Source organism: Nocardia sp. IBHARD005 (assembly GCF_052814245.1).
This window is the reverse complement of record NZ_CP199935.1, coordinates 2214597-2229570: the sequence shown is the minus strand read 5'-3', so window position 1 is coordinate 2229570 and position 14974 is coordinate 2214597. Positions and strand designations below refer to the sequence as shown.

At 66.7% G+C, this 14974-nt stretch carries 13 protein-coding genes and 3 tRNA genes; 8 read left to right on the top strand and 8 right to left on the bottom strand.

The features are described 5' to 3' along the window. Positions 1-123 precede the first annotated feature (123 nt). The 5 genes from ACTWPB_RS10615 to ACTWPB_RS10595 form a co-directional block, all read right to left on the bottom strand. Positions 124-1194: a fused (3R)-hydroxyacyl-ACP dehydratase subunits HadA/HadB gene (locus ACTWPB_RS10615; RefSeq protein ID WP_446226296.1), complete on the bottom strand. Its 1071-nt coding sequence runs from the start codon at positions 1192-1194 to the stop codon at positions 124-126. Positions 1195-1358: 164 nt separating this feature from the next. Further along, complete coding sequence (rpmG, locus tag ACTWPB_RS10610) at positions 1359-1529, bottom strand: 50S ribosomal protein L33 (protein WP_056814348.1); 171 nt, start codon at positions 1527-1529, stop codon at positions 1359-1361. 36 nt (positions 1530-1565) lie between these two features. Beyond that, positions 1566-1641, bottom strand: a tRNA-Met gene (locus tag ACTWPB_RS10605). A 59-nt stretch (positions 1642-1700) separates the two neighbouring features. Then, positions 1701-1773 (bottom strand) — tRNA-Thr (locus ACTWPB_RS10600). 231 nt (positions 1774-2004) lie between these two features. Further along, positions 2005-2087: transfer RNA gene (locus tag ACTWPB_RS10595), tRNA-Tyr, on the bottom strand. A 178-nt stretch (positions 2088-2265) separates the two neighbouring features. Here ACTWPB_RS10595 and ACTWPB_RS10590 point away from each other — a divergent pair. Next, positions 2266-2757, top strand: a complete 492-nt coding sequence (locus tag ACTWPB_RS10590; RefSeq protein ID WP_056814350.1) for a YajQ family cyclic di-GMP-binding protein — start codon at positions 2266-2268, stop codon at positions 2755-2757. A 114-nt stretch (positions 2758-2871) separates the two neighbouring features. Here ACTWPB_RS10590 and htpX read toward each other — a convergent pair whose 3' ends face one another. Next, positions 2872-3735 carry a zinc metalloprotease HtpX gene (gene htpX / locus ACTWPB_RS10585; protein WP_446225491.1) on the bottom strand — a complete coding sequence of 288 codons (864 nt, stop codon included), beginning with the start codon at positions 3733-3735 and terminating at the stop codon, positions 2872-2874. Positions 3736-3797: 62 nt separating this feature from the next. Then, positions 3798-4820 (bottom strand): polyprenyl synthetase family protein, encoded by a 1023-nt coding sequence (locus tag ACTWPB_RS10580; protein WP_446225490.1) that lies wholly within the window; start codon positions 4818-4820, stop codon positions 3798-3800. Between the two features lie 145 nt (positions 4821-4965). Between ACTWPB_RS10580 and ACTWPB_RS10575 the strand changes: the two genes are divergently transcribed. The 3 genes from ACTWPB_RS10575 to ACTWPB_RS10565 all read left to right on the top strand — a co-directional run bounded on the left by ACTWPB_RS10575 (position 4966) and on the right by ACTWPB_RS10565 (position 7280). Then, positions 4966-6252, top strand: a complete 1287-nt coding sequence (locus ACTWPB_RS10575; protein WP_446225489.1) for a geranylgeranyl reductase family protein — start codon at positions 4966-4968, stop codon at positions 6250-6252. 140 nt (positions 6253-6392) lie between these two features. After that, complete coding sequence (locus ACTWPB_RS10570) at positions 6393-6854, top strand: helix-turn-helix domain-containing protein (protein WP_446225488.1); 462 nt, start codon at positions 6393-6395, stop codon at positions 6852-6854. 9 nt (positions 6855-6863) lie between these two features. Further along, positions 6864-7280, top strand: a complete 417-nt coding sequence (locus ACTWPB_RS10565) for a VOC family protein (RefSeq protein ID WP_446225487.1) — start codon at positions 6864-6866, stop codon at positions 7278-7280. Between the two features lie 42 nt (positions 7281-7322). Here the strand turns inward: ACTWPB_RS10565 and ACTWPB_RS10560 are convergent, their stop codons facing one another. Next, entirely contained in the window at positions 7323-7820 is a 498-nt protein-coding gene (locus tag ACTWPB_RS10560; RefSeq protein ID WP_446225486.1) for a DUF2505 domain-containing protein, read from the bottom strand. 147 nt (positions 7821-7967) lie between these two features. On the opposite strand from ACTWPB_RS10560, the gene ACTWPB_RS10555 reads away from it, so the two are divergent. From ACTWPB_RS10555 to ACTWPB_RS10540, 4 genes are all read left to right on the top strand, one after another. Continuing rightward, positions 7968-8414, top strand: a complete 447-nt coding sequence (locus tag ACTWPB_RS10555; RefSeq protein ID WP_446225485.1) for a DUF3592 domain-containing protein — start codon at positions 7968-7970, stop codon at positions 8412-8414. A gap of 154 nt (positions 8415-8568) precedes the next feature. Beyond that, a complete protein-coding gene (locus ACTWPB_RS10550) occupies positions 8569-9711 on the top strand; it encodes a glycosyltransferase family 4 protein (protein ID WP_446225484.1) in 1143 nt (380 codons plus the stop codon). Positions 9712-9762: 51 nt separating this feature from the next. Next, positions 9763-10476: a demethylmenaquinone methyltransferase gene (locus ACTWPB_RS10545; RefSeq protein WP_378913225.1), complete on the top strand. Its 714-nt coding sequence runs from the start codon at positions 9763-9765 to the stop codon at positions 10474-10476. A 198-nt stretch (positions 10477-10674) separates the two neighbouring features. Then, positions 10675-14967 carry a molybdopterin-dependent oxidoreductase gene (locus ACTWPB_RS10540; protein WP_446225483.1) on the top strand — a complete coding sequence of 1431 codons (4293 nt, stop codon included), beginning with the start codon at positions 10675-10677 and terminating at the stop codon, positions 14965-14967. The last annotated feature ends 7 nt before the right edge of the window (positions 14968-14974 follow it).

The window sequence follows — 14974 nt, the reverse complement described above, 5'->3', positions numbered from 1 at the left end:
CGCGCGCCGCTTCCATGAGGAGCTAACCCCTCGGGAAGATCAGCGCGCAGCATCTCGTGACCCCAGAGCCCCGACTATACGTTACCGCGCGCGGTTATCGCCAATCCGGGACACTCGACCAGGTCAGGACAGCGCAACGGTTGCCGTGGCGCGGCCGAAGATCTTTTTGCCCGCGGACTTCGCCGTGATGGCGATAACAGCGGTGCGGGTCAGCGGATCGACCGATTTCACCTTGCCGGTGTATTCGACCTCGGCCGGAACGGCGGAACCGACGTAGACCGGGCTGGTGAAGCGGACGTTGTATTCCTTCACCGCACCGGGATCGCCCAGCCACGAGGTGACGAAACCGCCGCCAAGACCCATCGTGAGCATGCCGTGCGCCACCACGTTGTCCAGGCCGACCAGCTTCACGACCTCGTCGCTCCAGTGGATCGGGTTCGCGTCGCCGGACACGCCCGCGTAGTTGACCAGATCGCCGCGGGTGAGTCGCGCCACACGCGCGGGCAGCTCGTCGCCGACCGACACGCTGTCGAAGGACAGGGCATGCGCGCTGACCGTCGGTTCGGGCTGTTTGGTGATCGGGTCGGGGGCGATCCCGACGGAGAGTTCGGACGGCGCGTGGTGGTCGGGCTCTTCCTCGCCGAGTCCGTGCATGAGCACGTTGCGTACCGCGTCCGACATCAGCGGATCGATATCGCCGCCGCTGCGGCCGATCAAGGTGGTGTAGGTGGTGAGCACCAGTTCGTCCTGGGCGGTGACGATGTTCTTGGTCACGATGATGTCGCCACCGAAGGCCTGGCGGAAAGAATGCAGATACACATCACAGGTCAACTGGTCGCCGACCCGGATCGGTCGGTGGAATTCCAGGATCTGGTCGGTCTGCATGATCTGACTCAGGTCGTAGCCGGTCACGATCTGTTCGAACAGTTTGCGCTGGGCGAGGATGCCGACCAGGGAGATGAAGGTGAGCGGGGCGACCAGGCCCTGGTGGCCGTACTCGCGCGCGATGTCTTCTTCCCAGTGCACCGGGTGGTAGTCCTGCACCGCGCGGGCGTATTCGCGCACCTTCTCGCGGCCGACCTCGTAGTAGTCGTCGACGCGGTAGTGGTGGCCGACCATCGACGCCGCATGGGCGGCGGGATCGAATGATTCAGCGGCTGCGGCAGAGACCGCTTCGTGAGTTCCGGTGTTCACTGTCACAACGTGGACCTTACTCACTTGTCAGACAGCACCGAAGTCGACCGGTATAAAACGTGACGCGCCCGGGTACTGTATCGGCCCCGAACTTCGCGTGATCTTCGGCGGGAAAAGCACAAAGGCCGGACTCTCGTCCGGCCTTCGGCAGATGCTGTTGAAAACTAGCGCGACTCGCGGTGCGCCCGGTGAGTTCCGCAGTTCGGGCAGAACTTCTTCAGCTCGAGGCGATCCGGGTCGTTACGCCGGTTCTTCTTCGTGATGTAGTTGCGGTGCTTGCACTCGTCGCAGGCCAAGGTGATCTTTGGCCGGACATCGGTGGACTTCGCGGCCACGATTTGCCTTCTTTCCGGTCTGGGCTGAGTTGAAATTGGTAGCGATGGCCGGACTTGAACCGGCGACACAACGATTATGAGTCGTTTGCTCTACCAACTGAGCTACACCGCCACGGCGGACTAATATCCCGATGATGCCGCGGTTAGCCGCTCACCACCGGCAATCCGGCGAGCCCCCTAACGGAATCGAACCGTTGACCTTTTCCTTACCATGGAAACGCTCTACCGACTGAGCTAAGGGGGCATGACAACGTGGCACAGAGTCTGAACCGGCAGGCCGGTCAGCGTGACCCCGTGCTCCGGCGTCCTGAACGAGATTACACACCTTCACCATGCACTACCAAATCGCATGGTCAGCGCATGTTTTTGCACGTCTGCAACCCCGGGATCGGCCGCCGTTCGAGCCAGCTCCTCGCCGACCGTACCCCAGAAAGCAAAGAACCCCGCCGATCTTCATGATCGACGGGGTTCGAGGTGGCAGATGTAGGATTCGAACCTACGTAGGCATAAGCCGACGGATTTACAGTCCGCTCCCATTGGCCGCTCGGGCAATCTGCCGTGTGCGCCGTTTCCGGTGCGCTGAGCAGCTTACAACGTACTCACCCGGACTATCAAAACGCCTGCACAGACCCCCTGCGAGCACCGGTTGTCCCCCCATGCGGGTACAACTGTCTCGGGTGGCCGGTAGAACCCCGGCCCCGGAGTTCGCCGGACCTTCACAGGACAGGAGCGCAGTGTGGCTGATTCGTCATTCGACGTCGTGAGCAAGGTCGATCGTCAGGAGGTCGACAACGCTCTGCATCAGGCGGAGAAGGAGCTGAACTCGCGCTACGACTTCAAGGGCACCGATGCGTCCATCGCGTGGTCGGGCGAGGAAGCCATCGTGCTCACCGCCAACGCCGAGGAGCGGGTGCAGGCGGCACTCGACGTCTTCAAGGAGAAGCTGATCCGCCGCGATATCTCGCTGAAGGCGTTCGACGCCGGCGAGGCGCAGCCCTCGGGCAAGGTGTTCAAGATCACCGGCACGCTGGTGCAGGGCATCGACACCGAGAAGGCTAAGAAGATCTCGAAGAAGATCCGCGACGAAGGCCCCAAGGGTGTGAAGGCGCAGATCCAGGGTGAGGAGCTGCGGGTCAGCAGCAAGAAGCGTGATGATCTGCAGGAAGTGATCTCGCTGCTCAAGGGCGAGGATTTCGGCATCGCCCTGCAGTTCGTCAATTATCGATAGCGGCTGGTGCCGCGGGGTTTTCGGCCCTGATTGCCTCGAATCCGAGGGGCGATACTGCGCCTTCGGCGTTCCGTCTCGCCCCTCGGATCCGAGGCGGCCGAAAACCCACGGTGATCAGTGCGGGTGACTACCGCCCGCCATCTCCTCCAAGCGCTTGATGCGTTCGTCCATCGGGGGGTGGGTGGAGTACCAGCGGGCGACTCGGTCGCCCGTGCGGAACGGGTTGGCGATCATCAGATGGGATTCGCTGGTGATCTTGGGGTCCGGCGGAAGTGGGGCCGCCTGTACGCCGCGTTCGATCTTGCGCAGGGCCGAGGCCAGGGCCAGCGGGTCACCGGTGAGTTCGGCGCCGGACTGATCGGCCTGGAACTCCCGCGATCGGGAGACCGCCATCTTGATCAGGCCCGCCGCGATCGGGCCGAGCAACGAGACCAGCAGCACACCGATGATGTTCGGGCCGTTTCCGTCTCTGCTGCCGAACGAGCTCGCGAAGAACGCCATGTTCGCCAAGCCGGTGATGATCGAGGCCATCGCGCCCGCCACCGACGAGATCAGGATGTCGCGGTTGTAGACGTGGGACAGCTCGTGGCCGAGCACCGCCCGCAGCTCCCGTTCATCGAGCAGTTGCAGGATGCCGCTGGTACAGCAGACCGCGGCATGACGCGGATTGCGGCCGGTCGCGAACGCGTTGGGGGCACTGGTCGGACTGATATAGAGCCGAGGCATCGGCTGACGCGCCGCCGTGGCGAGCTCGCGCACGATCCGGTACATGACCGGCGCTTCCAGTTCGCTCACCGGTTGCGCGTGCATCGCCTTCAACGCCAGCTTGTCGCTGTTGAAGTACGCGTAGGCGTTCATGCCGACGGCCAGCACGATCGAGATGATGAGGATCGTCGGGCTGCCGAACATCGCCCCGATGGCGACGATCAGCGCCGACATGCCAACCATCAAACCGAGGGTTTTGATCCCATTGGGCATGAATGAGCAACGCGAATCGCGGCCGGAAAGTTCCGGCCGGTGGACCCGTCGATCTTTCCGGCTCAGCCCACGCGTTCGATGGTGTAGCGGACCAGCCGGGCGAGGGCGTCGTTGGCGGGACCGGCGGGGAGGGCGGCGAGTTCGGTGTCGGCGAGGTCGGCGTATTCGGCGAGCTTTTCCTTGGCCAGCGCCATGCCGGGTGAGCGGCGCAGCAGTTCCAGTGCCTCGTCGACCTCGGCATCGGTTTCCAGCGGGTTGGCCAGCAGGGTACGCAGGCGGTCGCCGTCGGCGCCGGTCTCGCGCAGGGCGTAGAGCACCGGCAGGGTGTGCACGCCTTCGCGCAGGTCGGTGCCCGGCGTCTTGCCGGACTGCTCGGCCGAGGACGAGATGTCGATGATGTCGTCGGAGATCTGGAAGGCGGTGCCGACGGCGTCGCCGAGACGGGCCAGGCGTTCGACGTGCTCCAGGCCCGCACCGGAGAAGGTGCCACCGAAGCGGCCCGCGGCGGCGATGAGCGAACCGGTCTTCTCCCACACCACGCGCAGGTAGTGCTCGACGGGGTCCTGGGTCTGCTTGGCGCCCATCGTTTCCCGCATCTGGCCGGTGACCAGTTCGGCGAAGGTCTCGGCGATGATGCGGACCGCGTCGGGTCCGAGGGTGGAGGTCAGGCGCGAGGCGTGGGCGAACAGGTAGTCGCCTGCCAGGATCGCGATGTTGTTGCCCCAGCGCGAGTTGACGCTCTCGGCACCGCGACGCTGGGTCGCCTCGTCCATGACGTCGTCGTGATAGAGCGTGGCGAGGTGCACCAGTTCCACGACCGTGCCCGCGGTGACCAGCGCCGGATCGGTGGGGTTGGGGCCGAGCTGACCGGTGAGCACGGTGAACAGCGGCCGGAACCGCTTGCCGCCCGCCCTGGCCAGGTGCAGAGCCGCCTCCTGGAGGAATTCCGCACCGTCGGAGAGTTCGTCGACGAGCAGTTTCTCGACCGCGGCCAAGCCGTCGCGCACGGTGACGGCGAGTTCGGGATCGACGAGATCCACCCCGGCAACCACGGTGCTTTCGTCGCTCACAGCCGATGTGCTCATTATCTTCTCCCAGCGATGCGTCCGACCCCGACGGGTAGCAACCTAGCGTGTTCCGGCACTATGGCCGATGAACCCCGTCACACAGTGACAATTCCCGGTGTACCCGACACTCTCGCACAGCGGCCGACAGTGCCAGTATTGAGCCATGGGTTCACCGGATCTCACCCCCGCCGACCGTGCTCCGCTGCCTGCCGCCGTCGAGGTATTGGTGGTTGGGGCAGGGCCCGCCGGTTCGGCGTCGGCGGCGTGGGCCGCGCGCGCCGGACGCGATGTGCTGCTGCTCGATTCGGCGGTTTTCCCGCGCGACAAGACCTGCGGTGACGGGCTCACGCCGCGCGCCACCGCCGAGCTGGAGCAGCTGGGTCTCGGCGAATGGTTGCGCGCGCACACGGTGAATCACGGCCTGCGGATGGCGGGCTTCGGCAAAGAGGCATTGCTGCCGTGGCCGGGCGGGTCGTTCCCGACGTACGGAAGTGCCGTTCCACGAACCGAACTCGACGACAAGCTGCGCGAGACCGCGATCAAGTCCGGTGCGCGGATGGTCGACGGCGCCAAGGTCACCGAGGTGCTGCGCGAAGGCGAACTGGTCACCGGGGTGACGGTGCGCATCGGCGAGAACACCCATACGGTGCGCTGCCGGGTGCTGGTGGTGGCCGACGGGGTGCGCTCCCCCATCGGAAAACAGCTGGGCCGCACCTGGCATCGCCAGTACGCCTACGGCACCGCGGCCCGCGCCTACATCAAGTCCGGCCGTAGCGACGACCAGTGGATCTCCTCGCACCTGGAGCTACGCAACGCCGCCGACGAGCTGGTGCCCGGCTACGGGTGGATCTTCCCGCTCGGCAACGGCGAGGTGAATATCGGCGTCGGCTCGCTGGCCACCGAGGCGCGGCCCTCGCACATCGCGCTCAAACCGCTGCTCGAGCACTACACCCGGCTGCGCCGCGAGGAATGGGAGCTCGAGGGCGAACTGCGCGCGGTGGCCTCGGCGCTGCTGCCCATGGGCGGCGCGGTCTCGAATGTGGCGGGCCCGAACTGGGTGCTGGTCGGTGACGCCGCGGGCTGCGTGAACCCCCTCAACGGCGAAGGCATCGACTACGGCCTCGAAGGCGGGCACATGCTCGCGGACCTGCTCGACGAGCCCGATCTGAGCCGGGCGTGGCCCCAGCTGCTGCGTGACCACTACGGACGCACCTTCTCGGTGGCTCGCAGGCTCGCGGGTCTGGCCACCCAGCCGAGAATGGTCCCGCTCGGTGGCCCGCCGGTGATGCGCTCGAAGTATCTGCAGCGCACGGCGGTTCGGGTGATGGGCAATCTGGTGACCGACGAGGACCTCGACCTCACCGCCCGCGCCTGGCGTGCGGCGGGACGAGCCTCGCTCCGCGCCGACGAACTCCCGCCCTTCTCCTCCCCGCCTCTCCGTGACTTATAGCCGGACTCAGGTTCGGGGCCGGGGCGCGTCGGCGGCCTGCGGATAGTGTGGGGGCTGAGTTTGCTATGGCTGGGGAGTTACCCATGTGCTGGCGGTGCTCGGGCAACCACCCACCACAGGAATGGTAGGAAGGGGTTGCGGTGAGCGCGACAGGACGTCGTCCGGTGCTGGCCCTGCTGCCGCATCTGCGCAAAGCCCGTGACCTGGTCGACCGGAATTACGCCGACCCGCTCGACCTCGACGAACTCGCCCGCACCGCAGGTGTTTCCAAGTACCACTTCCTGCGCGCGTTCGCGGCCGTGTACGGCCGCACACCGGCGGTGTATCTGGCCGAGCGGCGGATCGAGCGGGCGCAGGATCTGCTGCGGTCGACCAACCTGACTGTCACCGAGGTGTGCATGCTGGTCGGCTATTCGAGCCTCGGCTCGTTCAGCGCCAAGTTCCGTCAGCTCGTCGGGGTGACGCCGAGCGAGTATCAGTCCAAGTTCGCCGACGGGGCACCGCACATTCCGGGCTGTTATGTCTTCATGCACGGGCTCTCCGATCGCGTCCGCCGCGACACCGCAATTTCGGAGAAGCCGGATGACACCGCGCGGCAATAGCCTCGAACCATGACAACGATTACGAACGTTTCCCTGGTCACCGTGTACGTCACCGATCAGGATGCCGCCAAACAGTGGTACATCGACAAGCTGGGTTTCGTCGAGACCGCGGATGTGACCATGGGCGACAACGGGTTCCGCTGGGTCAGCATCGCGCACCCCGATCATCGCGAGCTCGAGGTGACGCTCATGGTGCCGGGGCCGCCGCTCACCGACGACCTCGCCGACGCGATCCGCCGGGCACTGGCCGACGGCACCCACGGCGCACTCGGGCTGCGCACCGCCGACTGCCAGAAGAGCTACGAAGAACTCACAGCGAAGGGGGTCGAGTTCATCCAGCCGCCGTCCGAACGCCCGTACGGCACCGAGGCGATCATTCGCGACAACTCGGGCAACTGGCTGGTCCTGGTCGAGACTCGCGGCTGACGCGAGGGTGCCGCTCGGTGGAGCGGCACCCGTCGCCGCGGCTCAGAGCTTGGCGAACCAGTTTTCGATGAACTTGCGTTCGCTGTTGAGGACGCGCTGATGCAGCTGCTCGGCCAGCGGCTCGATGGCGCCGCCGACCAGGGGAACCTTCACCTGCACGGTGCCGACGACCTCGATTTCACTGCCTTCGGCGGTGGGGCGAAGTTCGTAGGTGCCCGACATCTCGGTGGTGATGCCGCTGGTGTTGCCGGTGAAACTGCCCTTGGCGATCTCGCCCTGCAGTGGCTGCCAGTTATCGGTGCGCACCAACACGAGATCGCTCTTGAGTACCTTGCGCACGAGGGCAGGAACCTTGTCTTTACCTGGGGTTTCGGTCATATGAATGGTAATCGAGCCGGGGCCGTCGGGATGGGAGAGTTCGATGGTCGCGGTCTCGGCGGCGGCGAAACGCTCCTGCCAGACCGCGTCGTCGACAAGTGCCCGGTGAAGCTCTTCGACCGGGACGGTATAGGGCACGGTGAAGCTGAATTTGCGGGACATGCCGGGAATGCTAGGCGAATTCGCTCTGCCCGGCTGCGGCAGTCCGCGGTTCTCGGCCGCCTCGATCTGGACTGACCGGAGGGTGCGACGAAGGAGTGCCCGGAGGGAGCACCAGCCGCCGGGATTACAGCCGGTACTGTGTGGCGGGTGTCGGAAACCAGCCTGTCGGAGCGGCGGGACAAGCGCCTGCGACGGGTTCGAGCGTGGGTGGTCGGTGCGGCGACCGTGATCAGCGTGCTGATGGTGTTGCTGGTGCTCGCGGCCTGGCGCAACGATTTCGAAATCGAGCGGCATCGCGGTGTGACCTCCGGTGAGGTGCTCTCCGCGGGCCGGTTGCGCTCGGCGGTGACCTATGTGACGCCCGACAGCGTGACCCACAATCCGAAGGTCGGCATCCTGTATCCGACGAACCTCACCGCTGGTCAGCGGATCAACGTGGAATACAGCACGCGCGATCCCGACCTGGTCCGGGTGGCAGGCCGCGACTCGCGGGTGGCGATCATCCCCGCGGCGTCGGTGATCTTCGTAGCCTGGGCCGTTGCTCTACCGGCGATATGGTTCGCGCGAAGTGACCGCCGACGCATCCACCACTGACACCGATTCGTGCACTGACGGTTCCTGGGCGCTCGCCCTGCCGGTGCTGTGGATCGTGCGCCGCGAGCGACACGAGCTGTAACTTCGTTTGCTGTTCGTCCCGGCTTCACGTTGACGTGGGGGTGTCGCGCGCTGTGGCGGTCACTCTGAGAGAGTGCGCGTAGCCATCGTCTCGGAGTCTTTCCTGCCGAACATGAACGGCGTCGTCAACTCCGTGCTGCGGGTGTTGGACCACCTGGACCAGCACGGACACGACGCGATGATCGTGGCGCCCGATTCCCTGCGCGGCGCCCCGCCTGCACCACGTTTTCACGGCCGGTTCCCGGTGCACCGGGTGCCCGCGATGATGGTGCCGAAGGTGAGTTCGCTGCCGGTGGGTCTGCCGCAACCGGGAATCACCGCCGCCATCGCCGATTTCGATCCCGATGTGGTGCACCTGGCCTCGCCGTTCCTGCTCGGCGCCGGCGGGCTCGCCGCGGCGACGCGGCTGGATCTGCCGACCATTGCGGTGTACCAGACCGATGTGGCCGGGTTCGCCAAGAGCTATGGGCTCGGGCTGGCCGCACGGGCCGCGTGGGCATGGACGCGCCGGATCCACGAGGGCGCTACCCGCACGCTGGCGCCGTCGTCGGCGGCCGCGCACGACCTCGCCGAGCACGGGATCCCGCGAGTGCGTCGCTGGGGCCGAGGCGTGGATATCGCCAGGTTCAACCCGGCCGCGCGCAGTGCCGAGTTGCGGGCGAGCTGGCTGGGGTCCGATGACCGGCTCGTCGTCGGCTTCGTGGGCAGGCTCGCACCGGAGAAGCACGTGGAGCGGTTGGCCGCGCTGGCCGGTGACCCGTCGATCCAGCTCGTCGTGGTGGGCGACGGACCGGAACGGGCCCGGCTGCGCAGGTTGATGCCGGACGCGGTGTTCACCGGCGAGCTGGGTGGCAGCGAGTTGGCAACGCATTACGCCAGCCTGGACGTGATGGTGCATCCCGGCGAGCACGAGACGTTCTGCCAGGGCGTGCAGGAAGCGCTGTCCTCGGGTGTGCCGGTGATCGGGCCCGACGCAGGTGGGCCACGGGACCTGATCTCCCACTGCCGCAACGGGTACCTGCTGCCGGTCGACCGGTTCGCGGAACTGCTGCCGAGCGCGGTGTCGGCCCTGCGTGATGCGGGGCAGCGCGGGTTGTTCGCCGCAGCGGCGCGCAAGTCGGTGCTGCACCGCACCTGGCCCGCGGTCTGCACCGAACTGATGGGCCACTACGCCGACGTCACCGGAATGCGCGAGCGATTGCCGCGTACGGCCTGAGTGGTGAAACCCACCCGCGCTATCGCGGCGAAAAAACTCTAAGCTCGGTTCGTGGCGACAACAGAGCAGCGAGAACCGATTCGGGCTTCGCTGGACAAGCAACCCCACGAGGTCGCGTCGATGTTCGACGGTGTGGCGAAGCGCTACGACCTCACCAATACGGTCATCTCCGGTGGCCAGGATCGGTACTGGCGGTGGGCGACGCGACGTGCACTCGGGCTGCGTCCCGGCGAACGGGTCCTCGATCTGGCCGCCGGTACCGGCGTCTCGACGGTGGAGCTCGGCAAGTCCGGCGCCTGGTGCGTGGCCACCGACTTCTCCCAGGGCATGCTCGCGGCGGGCCGGTTCCGGCAGGTGCCGATGGTGGCGGGCGATGCGATGGCACTGCCGTTCGCCGACGATTCGTTCGACGCGGTGACCATCTCGTTCGGGCTGCGCAATGTCGCCGATATCGATCTGGCACTGCGCGAGATGCTGCGGGTGACCAAACCGGGCGGACGGGTCGTGGTCTGCGAGTTCTCCACGCCGGTGTTCGGGCCGTTCCGCACCGTGTACATGGAGTACCTGATGAAGGCGCTGCCCAGGGTGGCACGTGCCGTGAGTTCCAACCCGGATGCGTACGTGTACCTGGCCGAGTCGATCCGCGCCTGGCCGAACCAGCGCAGGCTGGCCCGCCGGATCGCGGACGCCGGCTGGGACTCGGTGCAGTGGCGTGATCTCACCGGCGGTGTGGTGGCACTGCACCGCGGCTACAAATTGGGTTGAAACGCGGTCGGTGGCCGGGGTGAGTCCGGTCACCCCTGTCCGCGCGCCGTAGCGCGCCTGTGGCCAGGAATACGCCCTGATCAGGGGCGATATTCGGGCCGTCTCCTCACCGTCGAAATTTTGACTTGTGAGGTCAATTGTCACCTGGACATAACGTTCGGTAAATCCGGCGCAACGACAAATGCGGATGATCGAGTCATGACAGGGGAAGCGGACGGCCGCGACACGGACACTGTGCGTACACAGTGCTCGTATTGTGGCGTCGGCTGCGGGATAAACGTCCAGACCAAGACTGATCAGTCTGGCGCGCGGTTGATCGCGAAGGTCAGCGGCGACAAGCTGCATCCGGCGAACGCGGGCAGGCTGTGCACCAAGGGCGCCACCCACGCCGAGATGATGGCCGCACCCGGCCGGATGGACACCGCCTACCGGCGCCCCGAACGCGGCCAGGTCCCGGTTCCGCTGCCGGTCGACGAGGCCGTACACGAAACCGCCACCCGCCTGCGCGCGATCCTCGACGAGCACGGCCCCGACGCGATCGCCCTCTACGTCTCCGGACAGATGTCGCTGGAAGCCCAGTACCTGGCCACCAAACTGGCCAAGGGCTACCTGCGGACCAAGCACATCGAAGCCAACTCGCGCCTGTGCATGGCCAGCGCGGGCACCGGCTACAAGCAGTCGCTGGGCGCGGACGGGCCGCCCGGTTCCTACGACGACTTCGAACACGCCGACCTGTTCCTGGTCAGCGGCGCGAACATGGCCGACTGCCACCCGATCCTGTTTCTGCGCATGGCCGACCGGCTCAAGGCGGGCGCCAAGCTGATCGTGGTCGACCCACGCCGCACCGATACCGCCGCCCGCGCCGACCTGTTCCTGCAGATCGCCCCGGGTACCGACCTCGCCCTGCTCAACGGACTGCTGCACCTGCTGGTCGCCGACGGCGCGATCGACACCGCGTTCATCGCCGAGCACACCGAGGGCTGGGACGCGATGCCCGAGTTCCTCGCCGGCTATCCGCCGGCCCGCGTCGCCGAGTTGACCGGCCTGGCCGAGGCCGATATCCGCACCGCGGCCACGATGATCGCCGAGGCCGGCGAGTGGATGTCGCTGTGGACGATGGGGCTCAATCAGTCCACGCACGGCACCTGGAACACCAATGCCCTGGTCAACCTGCACCTGGCGACCGGCACCATCTGCAGGCCGGGCAGTGGGCCCTTCTCGCTCACCGGCCAGCCCAACGCCATGGGTGGCCGCGAGATGGGCTACATGGGCCCCGGCCTGCCCGGCCAGCGCAGCCTGCTCTCCCCCGCCGATCGCACCTTCGTCGAAACCGCCTGGGATCTGCCCGACGGCACCCTGCGCACCGAGTCCGGCCCCGGCACCATCGACATGTTCCGTGGGCTGGCCGACGGCGAGATCAAGGCCGCGTGGATCATCTGCACCAATCCCGTCGCCACCGTCGCCAATCGCAAAACCGTGATCGCGGGTCTCGAAGCCGCCGAGTTGGTCGTGGTGCAGGATGCCTACGCCGAGACCGCGACGAACGCCTACGCCGACCTGCTGCTGCCCGCCGCGCTGTGGGGCGAAGCCGAGGCGGTGATGGTGAATTCGGAGCGCAACGTCACCCTGCTGCAGCAGTCGGTCGACCCGATCGGCGACGCGCGACCGGACTGGCTGCTGATCGCCCAGGTCGCCACCGCCATGGGTTTCCCCGGCTTCGACTTCACCTCCAGCGCCGAGGTGTTCGCCGAGCTGCGCCAGTTCACCAACCCGGCCACCGGCTACGACCTGAGCGGCATGAGCTATGACCGCTTGGCGGAAGGGCCGATGCAGTGGCCGTGTAAGGACGCCGACAGCCCGCGCAACCCGATCCGCTACGTCAACGACGGCACCCATCAGCCGCTGCACGTGGCGGCCGACGGCACCACGCCGCGGCTCGCGTTCGCCACCCCGAGCAGGCGCGCGGTGTTCTTCCCCCGTCCGCATCTGCCCGCCGCCGAACTGCCCGACGACGACTACCCGTTCCTGCTCAATACCGGCCGGCTGCAACATCAGTGGCACACGATGACCAAGACCGGCAAGGTCACCAAGCTGACCAAGCTGACAGGGGGGCCGTTCGTCGAAGTGCATCCCACCGATGCGCAGCGACTCGATCTGAAGCCGGGCGATCAGCTCGAGATCGCGTCGCGCCGGGGCCGTGCTGTGCTGCCGGTGCGGATCAGCGACCGGGTGCGACCTGGTGATTGTTTTGCTCCCTTCCACTGGAATGACGAACAGGGCGAGTATCTGACGATCAACGCGGTCACCAATGACGCGGTGGATCCGGCTTCGTTGCAGCCGGAGTTCAAGGCGTGCGCGGTGGCACTGCGCCGGGTCGGCCCCGCCGCCACCCCCGAGCAGGCGCCTACGCAACCAGCACAGCTGCCCGCACAACCGGCCGCGCATCCACTGGCCGGGATACTCGGCCTCGACGCCGGTACCTCGCCCACGCTCAGCGAGACCGAGCGCATCTATCTCGGCGGCTACCTCGCCGCCCTGCAGTCACTGCCGGTGACCGGGCAGCCGGTGCTGCCGGTGAGCGCACCGTTGTCGGCACAGTCACGCCTGTGGGTCGACGGACTGCTGGCCGGCATGTACTCCCGCAATGCGGGCGCCGCCGCCGAAGCCACCGACAGCCCGACCCCCCATCCGGTCACTGTGCTGTGGGCCTCCCAGACCGGCAACGCCGAAGAACTGGCCGCCACCGTCGCGGCCCGCCTCTCGGAATCGGGCCTCATGCCGTCGTTGCTCGATATGGATTCGTGCGAGCTGACCTCGATTGCCGGTGACGTTCTCATCGTCACCAGCACGTTCGGTGACGGTGGCCCACCGGATAACGGTGCCGACTTCTGGACCAGGCTCGAAGACAGCATCATTCGCCTCTACGGTGTTCGCTACGCGGTGTTCGCGCTCGGTGACTCCTCCTACGACGATTTCTGTGGTCATGGCCGCAAGCTCGACACACTGTTCGCCGACCGTGGCGCGAAGCGGCTGCTGCCGCGGGTGGACAGCGAACCCGATTTCGCCGACACCGCCGATCAGTGGCTCGATGATGTCCTGGCCGCGATCACCAGCGGATCACCCGACGACGGCGGCTCGACAGGTGGCACCCCACCGGGTCGCGACGCCGTACCGGCAGGCTCTCCGCGCGGCCGCGACGGTTCGCTCGCCGGCGCATCGAATGGCCGCGATTCGCTAGGCTCGAACAACAGTGCCCTGCAAGCGAATTCGTCCCATGCGATGCTGTCACCGGCCGGTCGCGGTGGTGCGATCGTGCTCGACCGGCAACTCGCCCCGGCCCCCTCCCGGGCGCAGCGCGCCACCGCCGCTCCGTTCACCCGCCAGTCCCCCGTCCGCGCCACCCTGATGCGCAACGAGATCCTGAGCGCACCCGGCTCGCCGAAAGAGGTGCGGCGCTTCGGTTTCGACCTCCACGACCTCGATGCCGGGTACGAAGTGGGCGATTCGCTGGGCGTGCTGCCCGCCAACTGTCCCGACCTGGTCGACGAATGGCTCGCCTGCACCGGCTTCGACGGTCGACGGATGATCGAAGTCGACGACCGCGAGCTCACGCTCACCGATGCCCTGCGCACGCACTACGACATCACCAAGGTGAGTCAGGATCTGCTCGGCTTCATCGGCGAGCGCAACCCCCACCCGCAGCTGGCCAAGCTGCTGCGCCGCGACAACCGCAATGAGCTCGCCTCCTACCTGTGGGATCGCCAGGCCGTCGATGTGCTGCGCGACTTCCCGGTGCGCACCGATCTCGTCGACTGGCTTGGCGCACTGAAAAAGCTGCAACCACGCCAGTATTCGATCTCCTCGAGCCCGTTGACCACCCCCGACGAAGTGCAGCTGACGGTCGGCGTCGTCCGCTACGGCGACCCGGTGGGCACCTCGGCGCGCCGTGGTGGCGTGTGCTCGACGTTCCTGGCCGACCGGGGCACTACCGAGGTACCGATCTTTCTGCAGCGGGCACCGCATTTCCGTCCGCCGCTGGACCCGAATGCCCCGATGATCATGGTGGGGCCGGGAACCGGTATCGCTCCTTTCCGCGGTTTTCTGCACGAGCGGCGGGCTATCGGCGCGACCGGTCGCAACTGGTTGTTCTTCGGCGACCAGCACGCAGCCCAGAACTTCTACTACCGCACCGAGCTCGAAGACATGTTCCGCTCCGGTTTCCTCACCCGTCTCGACCTGGCCTTTTCCCGCGATCAGCGCGAGCGGGTGTATGTCCAGCACCGGATGATCGAGCACGGCGCCGAGCTGTGGTCGTGGCTGCGCGACGGCGGCCACTTCTACGTCTGCGGTGACGCCGCCCGAATGGCCAAGGATGTCGACGACACCCTGCTGCGGATCGCCCAGATCCACGGAAAGTTGGACGAGGCGGGCGCGCTGGCCTTCAAGAAGCAGCTCGTGGCGGAGAAGCGGTACGTGCGCGACGTGTACTGACCTGCTC